Annotated in this window: 22 protein-coding genes and 1 other annotated feature; of the genes, 6 read left to right on the top strand and 16 right to left on the bottom strand. The window is 55.3% G+C overall.

Translation table 11 applies throughout. The annotated features are described in order from the left end of the window. Window positions 1-95: 95 nt before the first annotated feature. Window positions 96-932, bottom strand: a complete 837-nt coding sequence (locus VFA09_09140; GenBank protein ID HZU67432.1) for a S8 family serine peptidase — start codon at window positions 930-932, stop codon at window positions 96-98. After that, window positions 932-1,822 (bottom strand): GAF domain-containing protein, encoded by an 891-nt coding sequence (locus VFA09_09135; GenBank protein HZU67431.1) that lies wholly within the window; start codon window positions 1,820-1,822, stop codon window positions 932-934. The genes VFA09_09140 and VFA09_09135 overlap by 1 nt, the downstream gene beginning before the upstream one ends. A gap of 319 nt (window positions 1,823-2,141) precedes the next feature. Here VFA09_09135 and VFA09_09130 point away from each other — a divergent pair, with 319 nt between their 5' ends. Continuing rightward, on the top strand, window positions 2,142-2,309 hold the full coding sequence (locus VFA09_09130) for a hypothetical protein (protein ID HZU67430.1): 168 nt from the start codon (window positions 2,142-2,144) through the stop codon (window positions 2,307-2,309). A 131-nt stretch (window positions 2,310-2,440) separates the two neighbouring features. On the opposite strand, the gene VFA09_09125 is transcribed toward VFA09_09130, so the two are convergent. The 8 genes from VFA09_09125 to VFA09_09090 form a co-directional block, all read right to left on the bottom strand. Continuing rightward, the gene (locus tag VFA09_09125; protein ID HZU67429.1) at window positions 2,441-5,152 is read right to left on the bottom strand and encodes a valine--tRNA ligase; all 2,712 of its coding nucleotides are present in this window, start codon (window positions 5,150-5,152) and stop codon (window positions 2,441-2,443) included. Between the two features lie 54 nt (window positions 5,153-5,206). Continuing rightward, window positions 5,207-5,440: a binding site (T-box leader), on the bottom strand. A gap of 21 nt (window positions 5,441-5,461) precedes the next feature. After that, a complete protein-coding gene (locus tag VFA09_09120; protein ID HZU67428.1) occupies window positions 5,462-5,701 on the bottom strand; it encodes a hypothetical protein in 240 nt (79 codons plus the stop codon). Continuing rightward, window positions 5,698-6,486 carry an HAD-IIA family hydrolase gene (locus tag VFA09_09115; GenBank protein ID HZU67427.1) on the bottom strand — a complete coding sequence of 263 codons (789 nt, stop codon included), beginning with the start codon at window positions 6,484-6,486 and terminating at the stop codon, window positions 5,698-5,700. The genes VFA09_09120 and VFA09_09115 overlap by 4 nt, the downstream gene beginning before the upstream one ends. Before the next feature lie 18 nt (window positions 6,487-6,504). Next, window positions 6,505-8,139, bottom strand: a complete 1,635-nt coding sequence (gene dnaA / locus VFA09_09110) for a chromosomal replication initiator protein DnaA (protein ID HZU67426.1) — start codon at window positions 8,137-8,139, stop codon at window positions 6,505-6,507. 235 nt (window positions 8,140-8,374) lie between these two features. Further along, complete coding sequence (locus tag VFA09_09105; protein HZU67425.1) at window positions 8,375-8,758, bottom strand: RidA family protein; 384 nt, start codon at window positions 8,756-8,758, stop codon at window positions 8,375-8,377. A 148-nt stretch (window positions 8,759-8,906) separates the two neighbouring features. Continuing rightward, window positions 8,907-9,854, bottom strand: coding sequence for a protein kinase (locus VFA09_09100; protein HZU67424.1), 948 nt, complete (start codon window positions 9,852-9,854; stop codon window positions 8,907-8,909). Window positions 9,855-9,922: 68 nt separating this feature from the next. Continuing rightward, window positions 9,923-11,173 (bottom strand): hypothetical protein, encoded by a 1,251-nt coding sequence (locus VFA09_09095; GenBank protein HZU67423.1) that lies wholly within the window; start codon window positions 11,171-11,173, stop codon window positions 9,923-9,925. An 18-nt stretch (window positions 11,174-11,191) separates the two neighbouring features. Next, window positions 11,192-13,117 (bottom strand): LCP family protein, encoded by a 1,926-nt coding sequence (locus tag VFA09_09090; GenBank protein ID HZU67422.1) that lies wholly within the window; start codon window positions 13,115-13,117, stop codon window positions 11,192-11,194. A gap of 421 nt (window positions 13,118-13,538) precedes the next feature. Between VFA09_09090 and VFA09_09085 the strand changes: the two genes are divergently transcribed. After that, window positions 13,539-16,040 carry a DUF4012 domain-containing protein gene (locus VFA09_09085; protein ID HZU67421.1) on the top strand — a complete coding sequence of 834 codons (2,502 nt, stop codon included), beginning with the start codon at window positions 13,539-13,541 and terminating at the stop codon, window positions 16,038-16,040. On the opposite strand, the gene VFA09_09080 is transcribed toward VFA09_09085, so the two are convergent. The 3 genes from VFA09_09080 to VFA09_09070 all read right to left on the bottom strand — a co-directional run bounded on the left by VFA09_09080 (window position 16,019) and on the right by VFA09_09070 (window position 19,056). Further along, complete coding sequence (locus tag VFA09_09080; GenBank protein ID HZU67420.1) at window positions 16,019-16,165, bottom strand: hypothetical protein; 147 nt, start codon at window positions 16,163-16,165, stop codon at window positions 16,019-16,021. The two genes, VFA09_09085 and VFA09_09080, sit on opposite strands and share 22 nt — an antisense overlap. Window positions 16,166-16,395: 230 nt before the next feature. Next, the gene (locus VFA09_09075) at window positions 16,396-18,351 is read right to left on the bottom strand and encodes an AAA family ATPase (GenBank protein HZU67419.1); all 1,956 of its coding nucleotides are present in this window, start codon (window positions 18,349-18,351) and stop codon (window positions 16,396-16,398) included. A gap of 27 nt (window positions 18,352-18,378) precedes the next feature. Further along, window positions 18,379-19,056: a hypothetical protein gene (locus VFA09_09070; protein ID HZU67418.1), complete on the bottom strand. Its 678-nt coding sequence runs from the start codon at window positions 19,054-19,056 to the stop codon at window positions 18,379-18,381. 367 nt (window positions 19,057-19,423) lie between these two features. Between VFA09_09070 and VFA09_09065 the strand changes: the two genes are divergently transcribed. From VFA09_09065 to VFA09_09050, 4 genes are all read left to right on the top strand, one after another. Continuing rightward, window positions 19,424-20,761, top strand: coding sequence for a hypothetical protein (locus tag VFA09_09065; GenBank protein HZU67417.1), 1,338 nt, complete (start codon window positions 19,424-19,426; stop codon window positions 20,759-20,761). Continuing rightward, window positions 20,742-21,302 (top strand): 16S rRNA (guanine(966)-N(2))-methyltransferase RsmD, encoded by a 561-nt coding sequence (gene rsmD, locus VFA09_09060; GenBank protein HZU67416.1) that lies wholly within the window; start codon window positions 20,742-20,744, stop codon window positions 21,300-21,302. The genes VFA09_09065 and rsmD overlap by 20 nt, the downstream gene beginning before the upstream one ends. A 193-nt stretch (window positions 21,303-21,495) precedes the next feature. Further along, a complete protein-coding gene (locus VFA09_09055; protein HZU67415.1) occupies window positions 21,496-21,990 on the top strand; it encodes a helix-turn-helix domain-containing protein in 495 nt (164 codons plus the stop codon). 238 nt (window positions 21,991-22,228) lie between these two features. Next, on the top strand, window positions 22,229-23,239 hold the full coding sequence (locus VFA09_09050; GenBank protein HZU67414.1) for an AIM24 family protein: 1,011 nt from the start codon (window positions 22,229-22,231) through the stop codon (window positions 23,237-23,239). A 269-nt stretch (window positions 23,240-23,508) separates the two neighbouring features. Here the strand turns inward: VFA09_09050 and VFA09_09045 are convergent, their stop codons facing one another. The 3 genes from VFA09_09045 to VFA09_09035 all read right to left on the bottom strand — a co-directional run. Further along, on the bottom strand, window positions 23,509-23,940 hold the full coding sequence (locus VFA09_09045) for an SMI1/KNR4 family protein (protein HZU67413.1): 432 nt from the start codon (window positions 23,938-23,940) through the stop codon (window positions 23,509-23,511). Window positions 23,941-24,120: 180 nt separating this feature from the next. Continuing rightward, the gene (locus tag VFA09_09040; GenBank protein ID HZU67412.1) at window positions 24,121-24,669 is read right to left on the bottom strand and encodes an SMI1/KNR4 family protein; all 549 of its coding nucleotides are present in this window, start codon (window positions 24,667-24,669) and stop codon (window positions 24,121-24,123) included. 61 nt (window positions 24,670-24,730) lie between these two features. Further along, a partial coding sequence (locus VFA09_09035) for an HNH endonuclease signature motif containing protein (GenBank protein ID HZU67411.1) occupies window positions 24,731-25,203 on the bottom strand: 473 nt, incomplete at its 5' end.

The raw sequence follows: 25,203 nt of genomic DNA, 5'->3' as shown, positions 1-25,203 counted from the left end.
GAGTTTTACAAATTACCCTGGTCATCCCGGGAAGGCCGATAAATCGGCCTTCTGTCCATTACTTGATTATTTTGTCAAAGTCGATAATCTGGCCCCTACACCTGGTGCTCGCTGCCATCTCGCGTCATATTAGAGGATAAAGCGCGCAAGATGGCTTTGATCTGAAACACCGTCAATCCGGGATGCTTGCTTAGAATCCTGGCTATGATGCCTGTGATATGTGGGGCGGCGAAGCTGTTGCCCGTGGTTGTGAGCCATTCTCCGTTCTTCCAGGCTACGCGTACATCGATGCCTGGCGCGCCAAATTCTACCGGCGGATGTGGGTTATAGTAGAAAACAAACGGGTCTTTTCCCTCGTGCGCCGCTACCGAAATGACCGAGGCATAGACCGATGGGAAACTGGGGACCGGCATGTTATTAGCCGCGGTTACCAGCACTACATTACGGAAGTAGGCCAGGTCGGTCAGTTCGTGCAGCAGCGCGTAGAAGTCTTTTTTGGTCGTTCCCAGGCTCAAATTGCAGGCATGCATGCCGTTCTCGATGGCCCAGCGCAGGCCGGCTGCAAAGACCGTGCTGCGCCCGCTCAATCCTTCTCCCAATACCTTGATGCTATAGAGTTCGCAATCTGGGGCAAGCGAGCGGATGATACCGGCGCAGGCAGTGCCATGCCCATACGAATCCCCATGCGGCGCGGTATCGAGCAGCATACCTTCCGGTTTCTCAATGACAGTGACGTAGCCGCTCAGGGGAGCGCCAATAGCGGGGTGCGAAGCATCGATTCCGCTATCGATCACGGCCACCTTGACCCCCTTGCCGGTGCCTCCTTCCCAGGCCCATTCACGAGTAATGTTATCAAGAGGCAGGACAGGAGTGAGTTTCTGTAGAGCATCGGCGGTGAAAGGTTTGCTCCACTCCGGCTGTCGCGTTATCATTACAGCCACCCCAGCTCAGAAGTAGCTTTCGCCCTCGCCCTCAAATATTCCGCGAAATTGCTGAGAATCACGTAGCACAATTTGAGTTCCTCGTCACCTTGCCACGAGATTTCGTGTATCAGCCTGGCTAATTTCATGGCATTGTGATACGCCGGGCTTTCCTCAATAGCCGTGATGAAGTCTAACGCTTGCTGCTGGAGCTCTTCCTTCGTTTGTTCTGCAATGCCACCGGCTGACTGCAACACTTCGACGATCAAGGGAACCAGGCTATCATGCATGCGTGATTGTTCAATAGCGACCGCGGCCTGGTTCGCGAACATGCTCAACACATGCATATCATCGATGCCGAAAGAGCTATCTCCCGTCTTGTCGAGTAGTTCAAGAACTCCTATAGTCCTATCGTTGTAGACGAGAGGAACACAGAGGATGTTGCGTGGCACATAACCGACGGCCCGGGCTACATCGCTGGCCTGGCGCAGGTCGCTCTCGGCGTTCGCAACCGCCATTGGTTGCCCGCTCACCGCTACCAGCCCGGCAATACCATGACCCAGCGGGATGCGAAATTTCTTCACTTCATCCGCTTTCTGCCCAAGAGCCACTTCAAAGATGAGTTCCTGCGTATGGTTATCGATCAGGAAGAGGGACGCGGCCTGCGCGGAAAGGATATGCGCGGCAGTTGCGACGATCATCTCCAGCAATTGCGAATGTGTCACCGGCGAGGCAATCGTGGCTGCTGTGGAAGCAGTTATTAACGCTGTACGCAGAACTTGCGTAAAATTCTCATTCGCGAGTCTTGAACGCAGTTGCTCGATCTCCGCCTGCTGTTCCGCTATGGTTTTGTGGGCCTGACTCAACCCATTCTGGCCTTCAGTCAAACTTTCATCGTCCATGGCAACCCTTTCAACGAAGCAAGGTTCTATGGCACCGGCTACTAAGGTGAGTTCATTCTAATGAAAAGGGGAAAGGCTGTCAATATTATAAATCTGATATTTACCCATAAGCCTTAGCGATATGCGGCCAGAAATAGGCCATTCTAACGATGTAGATTTCCTTACATCAGCTTAGACTTTAAGCATGCAAGTGAAATCCCACCTCTTGTAGAGGCAAGCAAAGGAATGGAGCAATCTCACGGCCAGTCCAGCCCCTGGTTGGCCTATATCCCACACATCTACAGTCTCGTACTGATAGTCCTGGCAATGATAGCCGCACATGCCCATGCGGAAACTACTCGATAATGGACGCAGGGCCGATCAATCGGCGCTGCCCGCGATCAATCGGGGCCTACGGCGCAGCCGGACAATGCATCCCCACGGCGCAGCCGTAGGGGCCGGGCAGTCCTGTCTGGGGGACAGGCATACCGTACACACCGCCGATTGATCGGCCTCGCGCCCGTTACCGGACTCTGTTGTGAAAACCCATGATCGGCCTCGCGCCCATTGCTAGATTATTTCGTCAAACTCCATAATCTGGCCCCTACCTCCCCAAAAGATAGGGACCCGATTTTCACATCATCCTCCCAGTTCTGCCCTGCGTTCCAGCAGCTTACCGATACGCTCCTCCTGAACAGCAAGGCGCTCGCGCTCCTTTTCGACGACTTCGGGTTTTGCCCTCGTCACAAAATTCTCGTTTGCCAGCTTGCCTTGCAGCCGCGCAATCTCTTGCCGCGCCTGGGCGATTTCCTTATCGAGCCGCTCCAGTTCTTTGCCGATGTCCAGCAGCCCGGCCAATGGCAAGTAGATCTCTACCGGTCCGGCCAGCAGGCTCATTGCTTGCTCGGGCTTCTCGTCAAGCTGCTCGAATAGTTGTGGCTTTTCGGTACGCGCCAGGAACTCGATCAGTGGGGCCTGCGCCCGCAACATCTCCAGGTGGCTCCCGGCAGCCATCATCACAGGCACGCGGCGCGCTGGCTCGACGTTCATCTGGCTGCGCGCGTCGCGGATGCGCGCAATCACCTCTTGCAGCAGGCCAAAATCCTGCTCCGCATCGTCATCGCTAGCCTCAGCATTGGCTTGCGGCCACGGCGCGACAATCAATGCTGAAGCCGGCCAGAGACTGGAATCCGGTTCGCAAATCCGATAGAGATACTGCCACACCTCTTCGGTCACGAACGGCATGTAGGGATGCAGCAGGCGCAGGCTCTGGTCAAGCACGGCGCGCAAGATACCGGCGGTACCGCGCCGTATCTCCTCGTCGCCCTGCAACTGCACTTTGGCGATTTCCACGTACCAGTCGCAGTAATCCGACCAGAAGAACTCGTTGATCTGGCGACCGGCCTCACCTAGCTGGAAGTTTTCGATCAGCGCCGTCACTCGTCCGGTCAGCTTTGCCAGGCGGCTGAGAATCCAGCGGTCAGCCAGCGTCGTTGGCTGCACCTCGCGAATGTCCGGCACACCCCCACCGATTCCCACAGTGGTCATCAGCACGAAGCGCGAGGCATTCCAGATTTTGTTGGCAAAGTTGCGGTTACCAACGATGCGTTCCGGCACCAGTTTCATATCGTTGCCCGGCGTGCTGCTCGTGGCGAGCGTGAAGCGCAGCGCATCCGTGCCATACTGGTCCATGACCTCGATGGGATCGACGACATTGTTCCTGGACTTGCTCATCTTCTCGCCTTTTGCGTCGCGCACCAGGCCATGCAGGTAAATCGTATGGAACGGGATCAGTCCCATGAAATGGATGCCGGCCATCGCCATGCGCGCTACCCAGAAGAAGATGATGTCGTAGCCGGTCTCCATTACGGATGTTGGATAGTAGCGCTGCAAATCCGCGGTCACATCCGGCCATCCCAGCGTGCTGAACGGCCACAGCCATGAACTGAACCACGTGTCAAGCACATCCTCGTCCTGGTGGATATTCGCACTAGCGCAGTGAGGGCAGGCCGTCACGTCTTCGCGGCTGGCAATCATCTCGCCGCAGTCGTCGCAATACCAGACGGGAATGCGATGCCCCCACCACAGTTGCCGTGAGATGCACCAGTCGTGGATATTCTCCAGCCAGTCCATGTAGACCTTATTGAAGCGCTCCGGCACGATCTTCATCTGGCCATACTTTACCGCGCCCATGGCAGGCGTTGCCAGCGGCGTCATTTTCACAAACCACTGCTTTGAAATCAATGGCTCGATGACCGTATCGCAGCGCTGGCAATGGCCCAGCGGCACCGTATACTCCTCAACCTTGACCAGCAGTTCCAGCTGTTTCAGTTCCTCCACCAGGTTTTTACGCGCCTCGTAGCGGTCCTGCCCGGCATATGGGCCGGCCTCCCCGGTCATTTTCGCGTCGAAGCCGATCACCTGCACGCGCGGCAGGTTATGACGCATGCCGATTTCGAAGTCGGTCGGGTCATGTGCGGGCGTGACTTTGACCGCGCCTGTACCGAAGTTGGCATCCACGGCCTCGTCGGCAATGATGGGTATCTCACGTCCGATTACCGGCAGTATCGCCATACGCCCGATCAAATTTGCGTAGCGTGGGTCTTTGGGATTGACGGCCACGGCGGTATCGCCCAGGATGGTTTCAGGGCGCGTGGTGGCGACGCTGATGTACTCAGTTGGCTCGTTCTCGTGGCCGGGTTCCGGCTTCAGCGGGTAGCGCACGTAGGTCAGTGTTCCCGGCGTATCGACGTGATTGACTTCAAGATCGGAAAGCGCGCTCATGTCATGTGGGCACCAGTTGATGATGCGCTCGCCGCGATAAATCAATCCCTCTTCATAGAGGCGCACAAACACTTCGCGCACTGCTCTCGATAGCCCTTCATCCAGCGTGAAGCGCTCGCGCGACCAATCGCACGAAGCTCCTAGCCGGCGATGCTGGTTCTGGATACGGCTCTTATACTTGTGGACCCATTGCCAGACACGCTCGATAAACGCCTCGCGGCCAACTTTGTGCCTGTCCGTGCCCTCTGAAGCCAGCAGGCGCTCCACGACCACTTGAGTCGCGATTCCGGCATGATCCTCGCCCGGCACCCATAGCGTGTCGTCGCCGATCATGCGATGATAGCGAATCAGGATGTCCTCGATAGTCGCCGTGATCGCATGACCCAGGTGCAGCGCGCCCGTTACATTGGGCGGCGGCATGCTGATGACAAATGTCTTGCCCGTCGTCCCTGGCCGTGGCTTGAAGTAGCCGCCCTCTTCCCAGAAACGATACCATTTGCCCTCGACCTCCTGCGGCTCATATGCCTTTGGCAAAGATGCAACCAGTTCTTTCTCTTGTTCGATCATATTCCCTCCCCGCGTGCAATGTATTCCCGGTTCTATAGAAAAAGCCCTTTCCCCGTCAAGGACGAGAAAGGGCTAAAATTGCTCGTGGTACCACCTTGTTTCAATCAATCACGAAGATTGATTCTTGGGCTGTACTGTAACGGGCACTCCCGTGAAACCCTGTTTGAGTCGGATTTCAGACTCCCAGGCGACCTTCGGCGTATTGCTCCGGGGAAGATTCGCAGCCGGCATGATCTTCCTTCTCTGTACGGAGAATAGGTGCCTACTCCTCCTGCTCATCGTCACTTCTAGCGGTTTTTTGTTTGCTGGCTATAGTTTAGCGGCTATGCGACAGGATGTCAAGGAGCATACAGGACTGCCCAGGGCCAGGGAAAAGGCATGATGAATTTTTCCATCCAATCGAATCGGGGAATTGTTCGTGTCATTCTGAGCGCAGCGAAGAATCTGCGTCGCGGCATGATGTTGGGTTGCCTCCCCCATCAAGTCCTCCTCGGTGGGATGGCTGCCATAGTAGTAAGAAATCGTTTTCTCGCTGCTGCGCTCGCTCATAGCTTCTCCTCTTTTTGCAGCATATCGGCCAGGTCTTCGTATACATGATCTGGCTTCAGCGAAGACTTCTCCAGGTCTTTGCGCGAACTGCTGCCCGATAGGACGAGGATTGTATGCGTCTGGGCGTTATGCCCGGCCTGAATATCAACTGAGAGCGTATCGCCGATCATGACGGTTTCATCTGCCCGGCTTCCTAGCGCGTGCATGGCCTCCAGGAGCAAGCGTGGTTCCGGTTTGCCTACAACTTCAGGCGTTATGCCGCTGCTGACCTCGATAGCAGCTGCCAGGGCGCCGCAGCCGGGGATGAAGCCGCCGGCAATGGGCAGCACGGGGTCGCGATTGATGGTGACAAAGAGCGCGCCTGCGCGAACGGCATTAGCCGCGTGCGTCATCTTTGTGTAGTCGAAGCCACGGTCGAGTCCCACCAGGATCGCATCTGCCTTCTGCGCGTCCAGGCTGGCTACTACCAGGCCCTGCGCTTCTACCAGTTGCATCAGGGCAGGCTCGCCGACGACATAGACGGTGCCATGGGGAAAACGGCGCGCGATATACTGTACCGCCGCCTGGCCCGCAGTCAGCAGGTGCGCGTTATCGGTGGCGATGCCCAGCTGCGCGAGTTTTGCCAGTATCTGCGTGCTAGTCGCAAAGGAGTTATTGGTCAGAAAGAGGTATTTGTGGTGATTGGCTTCGAGCCACTGGACGAATGCTTTCGCCCCCGGCAGCAGTTCGTTGCCGCGATAGATGACCCCGTCCAGGTCGATCAGGTAGGTAGTATATGGTAGCATAATTATTCCTGGTAACCCTCATTCGCGCATGAGTTGTTCGCGAATGGCTACGATTTCGCGCCGCAGCGTGGGATGAATGTTCAAAGCGCGCTCGATCTTTTCACAGGCATGCAGAACTGTGCTGTGATCGCGCCCGCCGAACAGTTGTCCGATTTCCAGCAAGGATGCCTGTGTCTCCTGGCGTATCAGGTACATGGCGACCTGGCGTGGCATCACGATGTGCTTGTCGCGTTGTTTGCCGCACATGTCTTCCAGCGTAATATGATAGTACTCGGCGACGGCCTGGGCAATCTGCTTGCTGGTCAGGCGCACCTCCCTGCTGTCCTGCACGAGCGATGACATGGCAGCGCGCGCCATATCCATGGTTAGTTCGGTCTGATGCAGCTGCTGGTACGCCATCAGGCGATTCAGGCAGCCTTCGAGTTCGCGGATGTTTGTTTGTACGCGCCCGGCGATATACGCAATGATATCGTCCGGCACGCGATAGCGCAAGAGATCGGCTTTGACACGCAGGATGGCCATGCGTGTTTCAAGGTCGGGCGGCTGGATATCGGCTATCAATCCCCATTCGAAACGCGAGCGCAGGCGCTCTTCCAGGCTCACAATCGCCTTTGGCGGGCGGTCGCTACAGATCACGATCTGCTTGCTCATCTCGTACAGGCTGTTGAAAGTATGAAAGAATTCTTCCTCCGTGGACTCTTTGCCGGCGATAAATTGAATGTCATCGACGAGCAGGATATCGACGGAGCGATACTTGGCGCGAAACTCCTCCGTGGTGCGATAGCGAATGGCATTGATGATTTCATTAGTGAATTGTTCGGATGAGACATAGAGTACGGCCAGCCCGGTCTGTACGCCCTGGTGGCCGATGGCGTGCAGCAGGTGCGTCTTTCCAAGCCCCACACCCCCATAGAGGAAGAGCGGGTTATATGATTCGCCGGGCGCCTCCGCGACGGCAAGGGAAGCGGCATGCGCCAGCCGGTTGCTATTACCGACAATAAAGGCATCGAAGGTATAGCGGGGATTGAGGCGGTTGTGCATCAAGATATTGGCGCGCTGCTCATTATCCCATTCCTCGCTGAGGTGATCGCTCTCGTCAAAATCGGAGTAACTGGCGTAATTGCTCTCGTTGGCATAGGCGCCATATCCATAGACGGAAGTGGGGCGCTTATCGGCGGCAGAGCGTGGAAGACGCATTTCCATTCCCTCGTGTTCCTCCATGTCATAGGCGTAATCCTCCGTCTGGCGCTGCGTGGAGGCCGCATAGCGAGTACTTGCGCTCCTGCCGCCCGGCAAGTCACGCCCAGGAGACGTATAAGTTTCACCCACCTGGTGAGCATCATGGGAATCATGAGCCTCGTCCTGCTGCATAACCGCGATTACGACCGGCTGGCCGGTAACATCGGCCAGTATATCTTCAACAGTACGCCGCCAGCGCGTTATAATCATGTCGCGTGCCAGTGTGCCCGGCACCGCGAGCGTGAAATACAGCACTTCATCCTGGGCAGGCAGAAAGGCAGCATCGATATCATCCGCACCTATGGTCGCATTATTCATCAGATAAGCAGACTGAAGCCAGGTCTTACATACAGTATCAATTGGTGTCGTTTCGAGCCGGTCAAGCGTTGCCTGCCAGATAGCCGCTGCATTCATTTTTTAGTTCTCCAGGTATGGGGGCGCGATCACGCACTTTAACGGAATACTTCGGTAATGGACGTAGGGCCGATAAATCGGCGGTGCCCACGATAAATCGGGGCCTACGGCTCCGCCGTGGGATATGCATTCCATTGCCACGACGGAGCCGTAGGGGCCGGTTCACCGTACACACCGCCGATTTATCGGCCCGTGGGATTGCTGAACGAATTCGTTAAACAACATAATCTGGCTCCTATACGGCGAGCGCAATACATTCAATTTCGACACGCGCCTTGCGGGGCAGTTCAGCAACCGCTACTGTCGAACGCGCGGGCGCGATGCCCTCGAAATAGCCGGCATATACTGCATTCATAGCCTGGAAGTCACTCATCTGCGCAAGAAAAACTGTTGTCTTTATGACGTTGGAGAGTGATGATCCGGCGCTGCTCAGCACCGCCTGCAGGTTTTGCAGTACGCGATGCGTCTGCGCTTCGATATCTTCGCCCACTAGCTCTCCGGTGGCCGGATCAAGCGCAATCTGGCCGGACGTATAAATCAAATCTCCGCAACGAATGGCCTGATTGTATGGACCAATCGCTGCCGGAGCCGAAGTGGTATGAATCGCTGTGCGTTCCATAGATGCTATCCCTCATGCATCGGGCGACCACAAGGGATCGCCCATATAATATGTAGTAAATTCTCCGCGCCTGGGCCGGGTGGATCATAAGCCCCTACCCCATGGGCGACCACAAACACCCGGAGAGGACAGGCACCAGGCACTGCCTCTACAGGGACCGCGCTCCACCAGGAGGTAGAAAGTTGCGCGGCATGAACTGCGGCGCCGGAGTCGTCGAACTGGCGCGCGCGTATAATTCTTTCGCGCAATAGCGCAGCGCCTGCTGCATTTCGGCGGCAGAGAGAAAACGATTCTCCGGCTCTTTTTCCAGGGCCTTCATCACAATTTGCTCAAGCGCGGGTGGCACATTGGCGTTGAACTGGTGCAGCGATGGCGGGTTGGTCGAGGCATGCTGCATCGCTATTGATACAGCGGTTGGCCCGACAAAAGGAGGTCGCCCGGCCAGCATTTCAAACATCACCACACCTAACGAATAAAGATCGGAAGAGGCGGTCAGGGTTTCCCCCCTGGCCTGTTCAGGCGAAAGATAGTCCGCCGTTCCCAGCACGATGCCACTGTTGGTCAGGCCGGCATCCTCGGCAACACGCACGATGCCAAAATCGGTGAGCTTCACGAGCAGGGCGTTGGCTCCCGTTCCGGCGTTGGCGGGTGCGCCATTTGTTACCAGCATGATATTCTGTGGCTTAATATCACGGTGGATGAAGCGTCGCTCGTGAGCTACCTGCAGCACGGCGCAAACCTGGGCCGCGATCTCCAACGTTTCGTGCGCCAGCAGGTGGCGGCGCTGCGCAATCAATTGCTTCAGGGTTGGGCCGTGGATGTATTCCATGACCAGAAAATATTGTCCGAACTCCTCTACGAAATCGTAGATTGTGACGGCATTGGGATGGGCAAGGGCTGCAGCTGCGCGCGCTTCACGCCGGAAACGTTCAACGGCTCGCGAGTCGTTCTTATCCAGCGACCGCAAGACTTTAATGGCAACCAGGCGCTCCACACGGTGATCCCAGGTTTTGAAAACGCTCGCCATGCCACCGGTGGCAATATGTTCACGAATTTCGTATCGTCCCGCAATTAATGCGCCCTCAAATTGACTCAATCTAGCACCTCAACGGCATTTCCCGGTCAAATTTGTGTATACAGAGTACCAGTATATCATTTAACGGTTTATGTCGTCCAGAATGGGCGCGAATCTGCGTCAATTCCACCGCTGGTGAGCTGTACGGGACTGCCTTGCATGCTATACGCGCCCGTTTTTGCGTTGTAGTTGATGTTGGCAAGCCACAGATCAAAAGTACTGTTGTCATAGGAGATATACGCTAGCTGTTTCCCATCGGGAGACCAGACGGGCTGGCTGACGTACTGGCCGCTGAGGATATGTGAGGCCGTTTTATAGGGTATGAGGGCCTCTTGTTCGGTTTTGGGATCATTGGGGGTTGCGGTAACGTTTTCCGGTACGTGCATGATGTAAATGCCCATGGTGCCGGAGGCTTCGCGTTTGACGAAGGCGATGGCGTTACCATCGGGTGAAAATGCGGGCTGAAGATCTTCGTCTTTGGGACTGGTGATGGCGATGCCGGGATCAAATGCGCTGGAGGGTGAGCCGGGATGATAGAGTCCGGGATGGTCGGCGATCTGCGTCACGTCCTCGAGGAAGATCTGGATGACTTGCTGGGTCTGTGTCGCGGCATCGTAGGCGTAATGAGTGTAGACGATCTCATTGGGATGCCCAGGACGATAGGAGGGGTCGCGATCCCCGCCGTCGCCAAAGCTGGCGTAGGCTACGTCCTGCGGTTTTGAAGGATTATTGAGTGAGATGGAGAAGACCTGCAAATCGAGCAAGGGAGCGTTTTCGCCGGTAGCGGCGTACCAATCCTCTTTTTCGAAGTCGCTGAGGAAAAGCAAATGGGTGCTATCGGCGGACCATGCCGGCTGCGCATACCAGTAGTAGGTGCTTTTGACGTATGGCCCATCTTGATAATATTTACCGTTGCCCGAGCGCAGCAGGTGGGCTGAATTGCCGGTGGTCGATAGGTAGATGAGATTGGAGTAGTCTTTGTAGCGGGCGATGCAGGCAATCCATTTGCCATCAGGAGAGATGGCGGGATCGTACAGGTTTCCGCCATGGGTGATTTCGCGCGCATTGTTGCTGGGGTCGATGACCCAGAGGTTGTGGTCGATGGTAAAGTAGATCTTGCCCTTGAAAAGGTTCTGGGTCTGGTTGACGCCGACTTGCTGGCCATTGGCATTGGTCGTAATTGGTTTGGTGCCTGGTGTATTGCTCGTGTTGCTGCCGCCGATGCCAAAACATCCTTGCAGGCCAAAGGCCAGCAGGAGCAGCAGGAGCAGGGAACTGTTCCGCGGCTTCCATATAAGAGATAGTTTCGATATATTCTTGGATGTCTGTTTCTTTCTCATGGGTTATTTCCTCAGTGGTTAGACCTGTAAGGCTTGAGGTGCTTCAAAGACTGTCAGTAGTAGTAGATCAAGCAGGCTGTGGATGCCGGAAAAGTCATACTGATCGCCACCTGCGAAGAGACTCATCATGCTCATGCTTGCCAGTTGACTTGCTGTTTGCAGGCTGTCGCTGCTGACCTGAGGAATCTCAGCAACCGGGGCTACCTGCGGTGATGATGCTGGTGAAACGCCGGCGACGGATGTGTTGCCGGTGCTCCCCTGAATATTGCAGGCGGCTTTGCTGCCTAGATCAAACATTTTGGAGATGACGGGAACGATTTTGGCGCAATTGGGAAAGACGACCGATTCGCCACCTGGCAGGGTGCCTGTGCTTGAGTAGGGCGCATCGAGGATGACCTTGTTGATACTATTCGGATTGATGCTGCGGGCAAAGTTCATGAGTTTGAAGACATCGCTGAGCTGCATGTCGGTTTTGACATAGCCATTGAGGTCATTAGCAATGGTGGGCAACTTGCCGATGATGTCGGGGTTGTTGAGCTTGGTTTTTAAGGCGCTGAGTACCTGCTGCTGGCGCGCGGAGCGACCGAAGTCACCGACGAGGTCGGCGTGGCGCGAACGGACGTATTCGAGGGCGGTGATGCCGTCGAGGTGCTGCGGGCCTGGCGGGATATAGAGGCGCATGTAGCCATAGGGGTCTTTGGAGTTGCCGACATCGTCGGGATAGTTGTCGTCGGTGATGGGATGGGTGACATCGACATCGACGCCGCCAACGGTGTTGATGACCTGGACGAAGCCGGTAAGGCCGATCCAGGCATAGTAGTTGATGGGGATGCCGAAATCCTGTTCGATAGTGTAACGGCTGAGGGCAACGCCGCCGGGGCTGTAGTCGGCGTTGCCGCTGGCGACGCCCCCCAGGGCGTAGGCTTCGTCGAGCTTATGCATACCGTAGCCGGGCACGTTGATGTAGAAGTCGCGTGGTATAGAGAGCATGCCGACGCTTTTGGTAGCGGGGTCGATGGTAACGACAATATCGGTCTGTGCGAGGTAGCTGTGGCTACCATCAGCGTTGGTAAATTTTTCGTCGGTATCGCTGCCAAGCAAGAGGATGTTGATGCGCGGGCCGCTCAAGATATCGGCGCCGTTGCGGCTGGCGTTGGGGTCTTCTTCGCCCCTGGCGCGCTGCACTTGCTGGCCAACGATGTTGTTGACGGAGGGCGAGAAGGTGAAGTAGAGGTAGCCGGCAGCGCCACCAACCAGGAGCAGGATCACACCGAAGACGGCGACGAGGACGCGCGCCCACATGGGGAAGCGACGCTTTTTACGCTGCTTTTTTTTGCCACGCGGCGGGCCGCCGGCGGAGCCATTGCGAGAGCCTGCGGGCGCGGCGGTTGATGATTGCGGGGCGGGCCCCTGCGACGAGTAAAATGGCGCGAGGGAGGCAGCGGGCGCCGGTGGTCGCTGAGCAGGGGATTGCTGCACCGGGAAGGGGGCCGGGGAGCTTAACTGCTGCTGTGAGCGCGGCGGCGCTCCCCACGGCCATGAAGAGGCCGGTTGCTGCAGGTTCTGATACCATCCAGGCCCGTGAGCCGGCGAAATAGGAGCGGGCTGTGCCTGGACGGCGGGCTGTTTATTGGTCGCCAATTCTGCCAATGCGCTGCCATTAGCGTGCTGGAGATGACTCGCTGCTTGCTCCTGAGGCGGATTCCAACCCGAAAGCAAGCCCCTGGCAGGAGTATCAGGAAACTGGCCGGATGGCGATGGTGGAGCAGCTGATGGAGCATTGCCGGCCATCGAATTGACAGCGCTTTGCATTTGAAGATTGGGGGTAGGCCCGACATGTGGGAGACCATCCGGGTCTGGCCTGCCATTCCCATAGTTGTTGTTCCCATCGTTCTTATGGTAGTGTTTGTATGACGTGGGAAATTTTACAAATTGAGATTTCAATGTCTTCTACCCTTTATGCTATTCGCTTCATATTCACACAGAAAGAGACAGCTTGAGCTTTATGTAAGTATAACGACTCATCCAAACGGACATCACATATTGTGCAGCATATTCCCCCAATCTACCTATCATGGAAGATGGGTTTGCTGATTTGTATAACGCTTCAAAGCAACAAAGTATCACACACCGGTTATGTAGCTGCCGAATCTTCTTATTTCGTTATCAACCGATTAAAATCCATCAAAGCATAAGACGATCAGGCAATACCGGTGGATAGCGAGGCCTTAATGAGCTGTCGCTCGTTATAGGAAGATATAAGAGATTATCTAAGCTGAGCGTGGAGTAAAGAGAAAGGCGAGGATGATGCTGCTACTCTTTATGCTTGCTGATCGTCTGGAGGAATATAGTGCCTGGCACCAGCATGCCATCGCGAAATAAAAAACTGTTTAAGACCCCATTCCTGCGTGCGATGAGGCACATACCAACTGAGGAAACGGCTCCTACGCAAAAAGATATCTCGCTGATCGAAACGCTGCCACACGCGGCAACCTCTGATGATACTGCTGTCCAGCAACCTTCTACACGGCAAGACCAGCCATCCAGCTCTATTGTTCCTTCTAGTGAACCATCTTCACAGCAGGAAAGCGCGCCTGCTCCGCTTGCACCTGATGTTCAAGCACCAGCTGAAGAGGAATCTCTTAGCTGGCAGGATATCTCGCTGCTGGTGACGGCTCCTGGTAAGGCGATACGACGCATTACGACGAGGGCGCGTCCCAGGCATATCGCCGGGAGCGCACGCAGGCGGGTGAAGAGGGCGAGGGAGCGCAGGTTGAGCAGGCGGACACGCCTGGTGCTGATCGTGAGCCTGCTAGGGATATTGGCACCTGGAGTGATTTTTGCGATCGGCGTGGGGGCCAACGCGTATGTGATGTTCAATTACGCGATGCACGGAGTGCAGCATATACAGAAAGTACAGGCGATCTTTGCAAATGTGAAGAGCGATCCGCATGAGCTGGTGGATGCAAGTAGATTACACGCGGCACAGGCGGAGCTGGTGGCGGCAGAAGGGCAGTTTGAGCGCTTGCATAGCGCGCTGGTAAATGATGCGTTTGTGAATGGTATGCCATTTTTCGGTACGCAGGTGACTTCGGCGCGCGCACTGAGCCAGATAGGGGTGGATGCATCGCGAATGGGCGTGAAACTGAGCAAGATGCTGCTGGTGCTGGCGCCGTCGTTTAGTAGTTCGATGGCGGCGAATACGAGCAAGCCGTTGATTACGCCGGGGATGTATGCGACGATTACGGCGACTGTGGGGTCGATTTTGCCGGACCTGGATGATATGCGGGCGCAGGCACAAATCCTCTCTCCTGGCGCTTTGCCGTTGAGCGCATCCCAACGGGCGCTGTTAGGGGAGGTTGTACAGGTAGTGCCGCAGGTGCAGGAGGTTGTGACGCAGCTCTATACATTGCGAGATGGGTTGGGATGGTTGCTCGGCGTAGGGACGCCGCGGACGTTTCTGGTGGAGACGATGGACCGGGCGGAGTTGCGACCAACGGGGGGATTTACGGGGCAATTTGGAGAGTTGATTACAAATGGAGCGCGCATTACGCCACCCGCGCTAAGGAATATTGGGCCGATTGAGGAGAATAATCCGAATAGTCCGGTGAATGGCGCGCTGGCCCCGGCGGCGTACCGTTCATGGTGGCCGATTCCGAACTGGGGATTGCGCGACGCGAACCTTTCGGCGGATTTTCCTACTTCGGCGCAAATGATCATGCGGCAGTACCAGTTCGAGTTCGGGCGGCAGCTGGATGGGGTGATAATGTTTACGCCTTTCGCGATTGAACATATTTTGCAGATCACCGGGCCGATTACGATGAGCGCGTACCACGATACGATTACAGCACAAAATCTGGAGCAGCGGCTGCATTATTATCAACTTGATAATGCGGGCATCCGGCATGAGGAGGTGGTATCGCATATTGCGGATCCGCAGGAGGCACGCAAGATTTTTACACAACAACTGGCGAGCGCATTGATTAGCCGTGTGACGCATGCTCCGACGAGCCAGCTGGTGGAGATTGCGCGAGGGCTGTTCTATGATATGCAGGCGAAGGATGTGGAGGTATATGTGTCGAATGCGCAATTGGAGCAGTACCTGGTGCAGCATGGGGACGCGGCACTGGTGGAGCAGGGGACGAGTTCCGATGGGCTATATGTAGTGCAGGCGAATGTGAGCGCGAGCAAGGCGTCGCAGTATGTACGGACAATGATTGATGACGCGGTGACGCTGAATGCAACGGGCGGGGCGAGGCATGTAATGCGGCTGCGGCTTGTCTATACACAGATCGGCCCGGTGTACGGGCTGGATACCTACCGGGATTATGTGCGCGTGTATGTGCCGCCGGGGAGCCAGTTCCTGTGGGGCGATGGCTTTGATACGGGTATGCCTTTGTGTGGAGCAGGATTTGGGAGCTGCCCGCGCTATGACGCGTATGGCAATGGTGATTTGCTGTGCCCTGCCGGGCAGTTTGAGCCGGGGGCGGCGACGTCGATGCTGGATGATCCGTATGCAGGCAGCAACCATCCGCTGGATACGGTGGGGCCGCCAACGAACTTTACGAGCGATGTGCCGGGGCGCGCGATGTTCGGCGGCTGGGTGGTGATCCCCAAGAACTGTACGATGACGGTAACGCTCTCCTGGTATGTTCCACCGCCGGGTCACGGACGCTATTCGCTGCTTGTGCAGCGGCAGGCCGCCACCTTCCCTGAACTGGATCTGACCATTCTGCCGGCGCCTGGGGCTTGCGAGGCGCTAAAGACGGCGGGTCTGCGTTTTGAGGGCGTAATGAGCGGCCCGGATTTGACCTTCACGGTCAAACCATCCAGCACGACCAGTTGCTACCCGCAGGTGCCGGTATGATATCGGCTCAGCCCGGTAGGGCGGGAGTGGCGCACCTGGTCGCGAGGGGTCGATATGGCGATGTTCAGGCCGGAACGCCGTAGCGCCACCTTGCGCGCGTCCCGGTTACGGGTCGAAGGTCGCATGAACTGGTTGGTCACTCTTCCGCTCGTCGTGATTGTATATACGACAGGATCAGCGAACCGATGAGTACGCACAACAGGACAATCTCCATCGTGCTGAACGTTTTCTTTTTCTGCATAATAGTATCTCCTCTATAACGTGTCCGATCTTGCGCATAAGTTGGATGCGCAAGATCGGACATAGTGTTCAATACGAATGTGCCGTATTTCCTTCAGGATACAACGGGCACATATCATCCTTCAAGGTAGAATAACATGCCGTCGTCATCAACGGGATTTTGCAGGCCGGGCATGTGGCTGGTTCCGTTTTCGCTATCGGGCAGGTAAGTGTAATCGACTCTGGGGGCATCAATTACGTTGCCATTCCCGCTGCCATTGCCGTAGCTGCCCGCGAGAACATGTCCGTTGCCGGTCTTGCCATTACTGTGGCCGTTGCCGAGCAGTTCTTCGAATTCGGAAATGACGATCTTGTTGACGTGCCTGGCATCGGCTTCGTCGATCAATTGCTTGATCTCTTCGGCTACCAGTTCGTCGCGCTCGATCAGCGTTTCGGCAACTGCCATGACGGCTTCGCTGTGCTGCTGGAAGAGGCGCTTGACGGCCTTGAACTGCGATTGCAGGATGGCCTCGACACGCTCACCGGCCTTAGGTACCGCGACAACTTTCTCCAGCGGAGTACCGGCGAAGGCGATGGCGGATGTGAAGGTGCCATCCATACCGAACATGCCGACATACTGGGCGGCCAGTTGCGTGGCGCTGGCAAGGTCGCCGGTCACGCCACTCAGATTGACATCCAGGAAGAGTTCTTCGGCGGCGCGTGATGCCAGCGCGACCTGGATGCGTGCCAGGATGTCTTCTCTGCTGCGTGTGACGATGGTTTCGGTTTGACGCCAGGCGGCAAACGCGGCGGCGCCTTCCAGGTCTCCATGTTTGTGCAGCGTGACAAAGGCGGGGAAGTGGCGCTCCATCAGGTAATAGCAGGCAACGGCGTGTCCCGCTTCGTGATAGGCAAGGCGGCGGCGCTCAATCGGTGTCAGCTCGCTCAACTGGCGCAGCCCGAACTCATGTATATCCTGGGCCTCGATGAGGTCTCTATAGGTAACGGTATCGCGTCCGGCGAAGTGCGCGATGATGACCGCTTCGTTGACGACATGCTTGATCGCCACGGGCGTATATTCGACCAGGCGTTGCACGAGAGCGGCAATGGAGATATCAGGATCGTGTTTGACCTTGTTCAGATAATACTCGATCACTTCGCCGCGATATTTATCAGTCGGTGGGGCGACATGGACTTTACGGTCAAAGCGCCCGGGACGCAGGAGCGCGGGATCGAGCGATTCGGGAATATTGGTCGCTCCAACGGTAAGGACGGGTTGACTTTGCACGCGGCTATGATACAGGCCCAGAGTGCGCAGGACCTTCTTGAACCAGCCGGTTTCGATGTTGGGCGGGTCCATTTGCATCAGCAGTTCGTTCAGACCACCGGTGCCGCCCATGAATCCGAAAATACCGCCGCCCATAGCCATGGTGCCGCCGCCACGCTGCGAGCGCGACATGCCGATGGCATCGATTTCATCCATGAACACCACGCAGGCGCCATACTCGCGAGCCAGGCGGCGTGCCTTACCATACAGGCGTTTGATCATCAGCACATCCATGCCAATGAACATGGCGCGGAAGCTGGCGGCGCTGGCATAGGCAAATGGAACTCCGGCCTCGGTACTCATACATTGCGCCAGGTAGCTCTTTCCGGTGCCAGGATCGCCCGTCAGCAGGAGACCGCGCACGGCCTGTCCGCCCATTTCTTTGAATTCCTCGGTTCCGCGTAGCAGCAAGACGATACGCTTCGCGGCTTCCAGCACCTCTGGATTGCCTTTATAGTCGTCAAACGTGACGCCTGTTTCGCCGGGCATCACCCAGTACAGGCGGGGTCGCCCCAGAAACCAGAACAGCGCCACGAACTGTATGACGATGGCGAACATATAAAACACTATTTGGAAGGCATAGAGGAAAATCGTTCCTGGCGATGGCGGGCTCAACTGCGGCGCGATGTTGAAAGCAAAATACCACAGGATAATGCCAACGATCAGAATCCAGAGCCAGCGCAATTTGACAAATCGCCCAAACTGGTCCAGTCCGGTATCGATTGACTTGTCAAGATCGCTTGTTTTTTTCGTATTTTTTGCCATAACAGTCTATCCCTTTCGCTACAGGACCTATTGCAGAGATGGCCGGAAATCTATCAGGGTGACGCTAAAAAGAACTTCTCCCGTTTGCCCCTGTACTGTGACGAAATGCCAGATCATGTAGCCACCGACAGGACCACCAGGCCCATTGGCCGAGAGGTCTACCTCGACGAAACTATCCACGCTTGTGTCTGTTTGCTGGGCCACGCCTTCAACGTTGATCGCTTTCCAGCTCAGGTGTCCCTGCGCCTGGCTGTACTGGCTGATGTATTGTTGCAATTGCTGGGCGCTTGGCGGCTGTGGCATATCTTTATCAAGTAATTCCAGGGCGGCAAGATTGCCATCGCGCAGGGCATACATCCAGTTTTTCACCTGGTCGCCGCCGCCATTGCCACCACCACGGACGTGAAAATTGAAAGGGTCATTGCCAATGCCGAAAGGCCATTCTCTCGTCACTGCGAAGTTAGCCCCGATAGCGCTGCCTAGTAACAGGAGCAACATTACCAGCGTCACCAGTTTATGGCGGCCCATGGCATGGAATACATAGTACAGGCCCTTAAAAATGGGGCGCAGGAGATTCTTTACAAAGACGGCGGCGGGCGATTGTCCTGCCCGTGGCCGCCTATAAGGGTCTTTCTTCTCTTCTTGTGTTTTTTGTTCTGGAAGTTGTGGTTGCGGTTGTGAAGTTGGTGATGGGCTACTGATCATGCGTCTCGCGTCTCAACTTTCTCAGGCTCGAGAGCTTTCTTCTCTCATTCATTAATATGACAGATGTACAAGGCGATACTATCTCAGCGAAAAAGTGCTTGCGGCTTCACCGGTATTCCTGATGAGAGTACGGCTAATCCTACCACGATTCTCACAACGTAACATACACTACAACACGGCATTTGGCAAGCCCCGTGAAAATTCTTTGAGGTGGTTCAATCCCCATTACCCGCGACGCGTTCAGATTCGGCCTGCAATCTCGCATCACCGAAAGGGGGCGACGAAAGTTAGTACATTTGATATAATGTTACGTACCAATGTTACAACTATAGACATGGTGATAAAAAGACAAAGGCAGGTGAGGATTATGGATTATAAGGATAAAGCAACGGGAGCAGATGGCAGTCCCTACATCTGGCTGCGCTACACGACCCAATTCTCGACCGGCGGGCGCACGCACAGCATTGAAATGGGTATACCTGTACCTGTGGGAGCCAGCGCGGAAATGCGCGAGCAACTGATTCGCGAGGCCGAGTCCGGTATGGAGCAGCTCACAAGACACGTTGAAAATCGCGTATCGCAGATGCTGCAGCGCAATGCTCGCTTATCTGAACCTGCCCCGCACACCCTGCCAGCGAGCAGCACGATAAGCTCACCGGTTTCTCCGGCAGGACGCTCACAGAACACAACAATGCCGGCAGAATCCCAGCCGGTTTCTCCGGCAGCTTCTCCCGCTCAGCCGGCGGTTCCGCCAACACGACAAACGATAGGCGCCAATATGCCCGTCACACCCGGCATTTCTGGAGACGCCAATGGCAATATGAAGCTGGGACAATTCATGCAATTCATACGCGAAACATGGGGACTGACACCCAAACAGGCAATGGATTTGCTGAATGTGAAGTCGCTCAATGGCCTGAATTATCGCGAAGTACTGCGACAGCTACAGCCACTGGTTGAGCAGCAGGCTTCCGATCAAAAACCTCCGGCGCCCGGCCCGAACAGACCCTCAGAGAAATCCTCAAATCCAGGTGCTCCGGCGCACGCGACCTCTCTCCGACCTGTTCCGCCTACGCAAGGGAGCGCGAGAGTGGGGCAGGCATCGGGCGGGGCAAGTACGCACCAGGGTGAGGCAAACGCACGACAGAGTGGAGCAAGCATCCATCAGAGTGAGGTAAGTACGCGACAGAGTGAGGCAAGCACGCGACAGGGCGGAACAGGCACGCATCAGGGTGAGGTAAACGCGCGACAGGGCGGAGCAAGCGCCGCTCCTACTGCGAAGGCGCCTGTTATTCCTATTCACATGGTGCGCGATGAAGCACGAAAATATAAATTTGACGAGGAGGCAGATGAGGAGGAGATGGATGAGCTGGCCCTCGCGGAGGCAGATGAGGAGGACGATAAGGAGCAGAGACTGGCCGGAGCGCGCATCAAACTGGATGAGTTGAAGGAAGTGCGAGGAGCTTCTGCCGCTAATGCCGGGCGCCTGGCCGTGCTGCACAACGTCCTGGACTCGCAAATCGACAACGAACAATTAACACGTTTGATCCAGGCGGCCTGGGGCACCACAACCGTGAAAAAATTGAAGGCCGACCAGGTCGAGGCTCTCATTTCCTGGGCCAAAGAAGATTACTTCGTAGACGAGGTGGAGGCGGTACTTGATCTCATCGATGAGGAGGAACCCTATGCGCGTAGTGACCGGTGAAGCCAAGGGCCGCAAGCTTAAAGCACCCAAAACAGCAGGTACTCGTCCCATCATTGACCGCGTGAAGACGGCGCTTTTCGATATTCTCTCGACTCGTGTCGAAGATGCTCGCTTCCTGGACCTTTTCGCGGGCACAGGTAGCGTCGGTATTGAGGCGTTGAGCCGGGGAGCAGCCAGCGCGACGTTCATTGAAATGAGCCATAGCGTACTGAAGCTGGTGCGCGAGAATCTGAAAATTACAGGTCTCGCGGACCGCGCCGAGACCATTCATGCCGATGCCTTCAAGTTTTTGCAATCGTGCCAGGACGAAAAGCGCCAGTACGATATTATCTATGTGGCGCCACCACAGTACCACGAAATGGCGGCACGCGCCTTGAGTCTATTAGATACTTCCCCGCTGGTAGCGGAAGCGGGGCTGGTCATCGTCCAGATTCATCCGAAGGAGCGAGCCGGAGTCGCGGCAGTGCCTCTCACACGCCTGCAATTGACCGACGAACGCAAATATGGCAGCACCCTCTTGCTGTTTTTCGAGAGGGCGTAGGGGCCGATTGATCGCGCCCACCGCCGATGTATCGGCCTCGCGTCCCTTGCCGGACTACTCTGTGAAAACTCATGCTCGGCCCCAAAGGATAGAGAACTGGCTTAGGGTTGGAAGAGGTCTTTCTGACAATGTCTGTGAAAACTCATGCTCGGCCCCAAAGGATAGAGAGCTACTAGAGATAGAGGAGTGATAGATGATAAATAAACCTGGAGGCGGACGTTTCGCCTTTATTGATGCCGGAGAAGCCGCCCGGCGCCTGGGAATTGACCGCATAACGCTCGAGCAGTGGGCGCGCGACGGACGCATTCGACCCTATAAAGGCGTGGGGCGCGATATGTTCTTCCGTTCCTCCGACGTCGAAGAACTCTATAATGAACTGCATCCTGCTGCCGAACTGGCCGCAGCTGTGGCCGCGGACGAAAGCGAAAGCGCTACAGCTGAAGGCGGAGAAGCTAAAGGCCCGGCGCGCAAAAAGCAGGACCCACAGATGCGTGTCTACCTGCGCCTGCAGGCCGATGCCAAATGGTACGACATCTCGGAAGATGATATTCGAACCTGGTTCCAGCAACTCGCCCCTGATGGCTACGAACGCAATAAACGCAACGCGCAGCATACTATTAAGAAGCTGCAATACCTGGTTAGTTTAATTGAGGAGGGGCAACAGAGAGCAAAGCAGGGAACAGATTGAGTGAGTAGAAGCCAGGACAATCGCAAGGGTGCGCAAGATAACGCCCTGGCTTCACACCCCGTTCTTTTCGGTAAGTAAAATTAGGGATCAGCTATGCTATGCTTCCTTGTCCGGGTGTGATATTATCTTGCAGGGTATACTGAACTTCAGGTAAACCTGCAAACTTTAACCGCGTACACTCGCAAACCTGCACCCTGGTCCTTCAACCGGAGCCAGATTAAAAGAGGAGGTCAACGTTATGAATTGTCCCTATTGTGGGAGTCAGGTAGCTGACGGCGTAAAATTCTGTGGCACTTGTGGCAGGCAAATGCCAATCGGCCAGACTCCGCCGCCGCCACCACAAAATCCATATGGAGCGCCACCGCCGCCACAAAGCCAGTACGGTGGCGGAGTGCCGCCGCAGGGTGTCTATACGCCGCCGAACCAGTATGAACAGTACGAGAACAGCATTTTCGGCAACGCCGTACCCAAGGCTGAACTGCATAATCCTAAAAGCCCGCTGAAGATCGCTGATATGACCATCAGCATCGATGGCGAACTGGTGCCGGTTGTAGATATTATGCTTGGAAATCAACTCACCGTCTACTTCGAGCATCACATCCTGCTCTGGAAGCATCCAGGCGTGCAGATCGGGTTCAAATCCATACGTGGTGCTGCCAAGCGTTTCTTTGCAGGCTTGCAAATCTTCATTACAGAGGCTCAGGGCCCCGGCAACATTTCGTTCTCGCGTGACTCTGTCGGCCAGATCGTAGCGCTGCGCCTGCAGCCGGGTCAGATGGTCGAGGTGCGCGAGCATCAGTTTCTGGTAGCGACCAGCAATGTCGATTACGGCTTCACCTTCGTGCAAGGAGCGGCCAATATTCTCTTCAGTCGCACAGGCCTGTTTATTGATCAGTTCACCTGCCAGGGTGGCGAGGGCATGGTGTTACTGCATGGCTATGGCAACGTCTTCGAAAAGAACCTGGCCCCGGGAGAAACGCTGGATGTTGAGCCGGGCGCCTGGCTCTGGAAAGACCCATCCGTACAGATGACCGTGACAACGGTTGCCGGCTCGCAGCGCGGCGGTGGTTTACTGGGCGCGATTGGAGGACTGGTAGCGGGCGCATCCATCGTTCTCAATCGCTTCACCGGTCCTGGCCGCATCGGTATCCAGTCGATGACGTACCATCCGCCTCAGTCCGAGGGCGCGACCCAGGCCGGTGGTAGCAGCAACATCGGCGGCACGTGGGGGCAGTTGTTTAACCAGTAGAAACTGCTCTGATCCGACAAGGTGAAAGTCCAGGCAGAACAAGGACAGGCCACCATCCCTACTTAGGACGCAGCAGCTCGTAAAGTCCGCCTATGGTAGAGATGGTGGCCTACTGTTGTCCGTTTATATGAGCTATTATGAAGAGCTGGTTGCCCTGCACCGAGGCGCCGCCTGCTGGCCAGGTGAATGATGTTTCATCCCAATTGCGTGAGAAGACGAATTCATAAGCAACCACTAGAATGGTAAAAATCTCTCCATCAGCTCTTGGGTCAAATGGTCAATTTTCCACTCACCCACCATTCCAGGTATCGCTTCAGGGTAGGGGCTACCCAGGTGCGGCTATCATCTTCGTGATTCCAGACAGAGATAGCGGGTCTTTTGATCGCTCCCTGAATAATCCCCAACGCAAACTGATCTCCATTCCCAGCATCTGCAAAAAATAGCAGATGATCAAAAGGGAAGTTGTCGCGAAATGACGGGGCAGTGCGCATCTCCATATTCCGTTTCGTCATCTCCTCGACTGCCCATATCAAACGCAACCCAGAGGTGCCTCGCACCCCATTTGATTCGGTCAGCAAACTTCTCAGCTCTTCTGGTAAGACAAGACCGAACGTTGCTTCGAGCGTGGATAGTTCTGATGGAGTGGCACCTGAGAAGAACGTTGCCCCTGGTTCTAATGTCTGGATATATTCACGCCACATAATGTCTCTTTTGCAACTCTGCATCATTCACTCTGAGATGTCTGTACAAAATTTTCAAAAGAATGCCTCTTGAGTAAAGCAAGAAACCTTCTGTTCAGAAGCAGACTACTATTAGCATTGAGCAGGCTCTATCATAAAAGCTGTTTTTAGGCCATCTTGCAAGAAAGCCCATTGCTCTAACTAACGCCATCGCCAGTATTTTGCTCCTTGTGCCACTACCAGTCGATCTATCCAGTCGCTGAAGCTGCGAGCAGCAACACGCCATTGTTGAAGAGCATAACCGCTATCACCATCGATAACCCGGCAGTCCTTTCCTTCGTTTACCATTTGGGCTGTATCAATGATAAGTAAATCTGCATCACCATACGATTCAGCAAACACCAGGTAGGATAGCGCCCACTCATCTTCATATCGCTTTTGGGCGTTTACGTTCGCAATGAGCAAATTCTCTGTTCCATACAGTTCGAATCCCCATTGTCCGTACTCATTATCATAATAGAGCAAGGCTCCATTATAATGCAACAAAAACTGCTCATATGTAAAAGGCAAGGGCATGCTTAATTGTTGCTTGACTGCTTCAATTGCTTCAGGAACTGCCGGTGCATTGAGCTTGCAATAGGCTCTCCAGCAGTGGCCATTTTCATGAATTACCTCTACATAAGATTCAGCGTCAAGCCTCGATTGGAGAGCTGCAAGTGCCTTCAATCCACTCGCTGGTTTTTGCGTCATTATTTTCTCCTTTCATTGGTGAAATACTTGGCACGAATTATAAGAATTTCCTCTTGTCTAATCAAGGTTTATAAGCGTCCCACCAGGGCGTGACCACTCTATTATGCCAAAATCTATCTATGGGTACAAGATTCCAGAAATCGTTTGTTCCTCCCCATTCCCTGGGTTTAATATGATGTATATCGAACATTTTCCACCCTTCTTTTCCATAATCAGGGTAACCCTGTTCTATCCACTCCTTGATGAAGTTCCCTCGTTGCTCACTACCCCAGTCCACCCGATTTTCTGGTTCTGTTTTCACTAAATCGTCAGGAAAAGGTATAGGTTGGAATGTTCGAGGATCAATAACAGTAGGATATGGCTCACCTTTGCTATTAACAGGCGGCTGCTTTTCTGCTGGTTGCGGATGTTCAGCAGGCGGCGGAACATGCTCAGCCGGGGGTTGACTATCTGGCGATTGAGGACTCTTAGGCGGTTGCGGCTCCGTCTCCTCCGGCCTCACGCCATTGGGTTCCTCCACCCGATCCTGCGGCG

It is taken from the genome of Ktedonobacteraceae bacterium (assembly GCA_035653615.1).
In the GTDB taxonomy this organism is placed as follows: domain Bacteria; phylum Chloroflexota; class Ktedonobacteria; order Ktedonobacterales; family Ktedonobacteraceae; genus DASRBN01.
This window is presented reverse-complemented; position numbering and strand designations above follow the sequence as displayed.

Bases quoted from the DNA above. Each gene is read 5' to 3' on its own strand.
- VFA09_09140 (HZU67432.1), bottom strand. From the start codon at position 932: ATGATAACGCGACAGCCGGAGTGGAGCAAACCTTTCACCGCCGATGCT.
- VFA09_09125 (HZU67429.1), bottom strand. From the start codon at position 5,152: ATGATCGAACAAGAGAAAGAACTGGTTGCATCTTTGCCAAAGGCATAT.
- rsmD (HZU67416.1), top strand. From the start codon at position 20,742: ATGCGCGTAGTGACCGGTGAAGCCAAGGGCCGCAAGCTTAAAGCACCC.
- VFA09_09120 (HZU67428.1), bottom strand. From the start codon at position 5,701: ATGAGCGAGCGCAGCAGCGAGAAAACGATTTCTTACTACTATGGCAGC.
- VFA09_09040 (HZU67412.1), bottom strand. From the start codon at position 24,669: ATGACGCAAAAACCAGCGAGTGGATTGAAGGCACTTGCAGCTCTCCAA.
- dnaA (HZU67426.1), bottom strand. From the start codon at position 8,139: ATGAATGCAGCGGCTATCTGGCAGGCAACGCTTGACCGGCTCGAAACG.
- VFA09_09130 (HZU67430.1), top strand. From the start codon at position 2,142: ATGCCCATGCGGAAACTACTCGATAATGGACGCAGGGCCGATCAATCG.
- VFA09_09045 (HZU67413.1), bottom strand. From the start codon at position 23,940: ATGTGGCGTGAATATATCCAGACATTAGAACCAGGGGCAACGTTCTTC.
- VFA09_09115 (HZU67427.1), bottom strand. From the start codon at position 6,486: ATGCTACCATATACTACCTACCTGATCGACCTGGACGGGGTCATCTAT.
- VFA09_09070 (HZU67418.1), bottom strand. From the start codon at position 19,056: ATGATCAGTAGCCCATCACCAACTTCACAACCGCAACCACAACTTCCA.
- VFA09_09085 (HZU67421.1), top strand. From the start codon at position 13,539: ATGCCATCGCGAAATAAAAAACTGTTTAAGACCCCATTCCTGCGTGCG.
- VFA09_09065 (HZU67417.1), top strand. From the start codon at position 19,424: ATGGATTATAAGGATAAAGCAACGGGAGCAGATGGCAGTCCCTACATC.
- VFA09_09080 (HZU67420.1), bottom strand. From the start codon at position 16,165: ATGCGACCTTCGACCCGTAACCGGGACGCGCGCAAGGTGGCGCTACGG.
- VFA09_09055 (HZU67415.1), top strand. From the start codon at position 21,496: ATGATAAATAAACCTGGAGGCGGACGTTTCGCCTTTATTGATGCCGGA.
- VFA09_09050 (HZU67414.1), top strand. From the start codon at position 22,229: ATGAATTGTCCCTATTGTGGGAGTCAGGTAGCTGACGGCGTAAAATTC.
- VFA09_09095 (HZU67423.1), bottom strand. From the start codon at position 11,173: ATGAGAAAGAAACAGACATCCAAGAATATATCGAAACTATCTCTTATA.
- VFA09_09105 (HZU67425.1), bottom strand. From the start codon at position 8,758: ATGGAACGCACAGCGATTCATACCACTTCGGCTCCGGCAGCGATTGGT.
- VFA09_09135 (HZU67431.1), bottom strand. From the start codon at position 1,822: ATGGACGATGAAAGTTTGACTGAAGGCCAGAATGGGTTGAGTCAGGCC.
- VFA09_09075 (HZU67419.1), bottom strand. From the start codon at position 18,351: ATGGCAAAAAATACGAAAAAAACAAGCGATCTTGACAAGTCAATCGAT.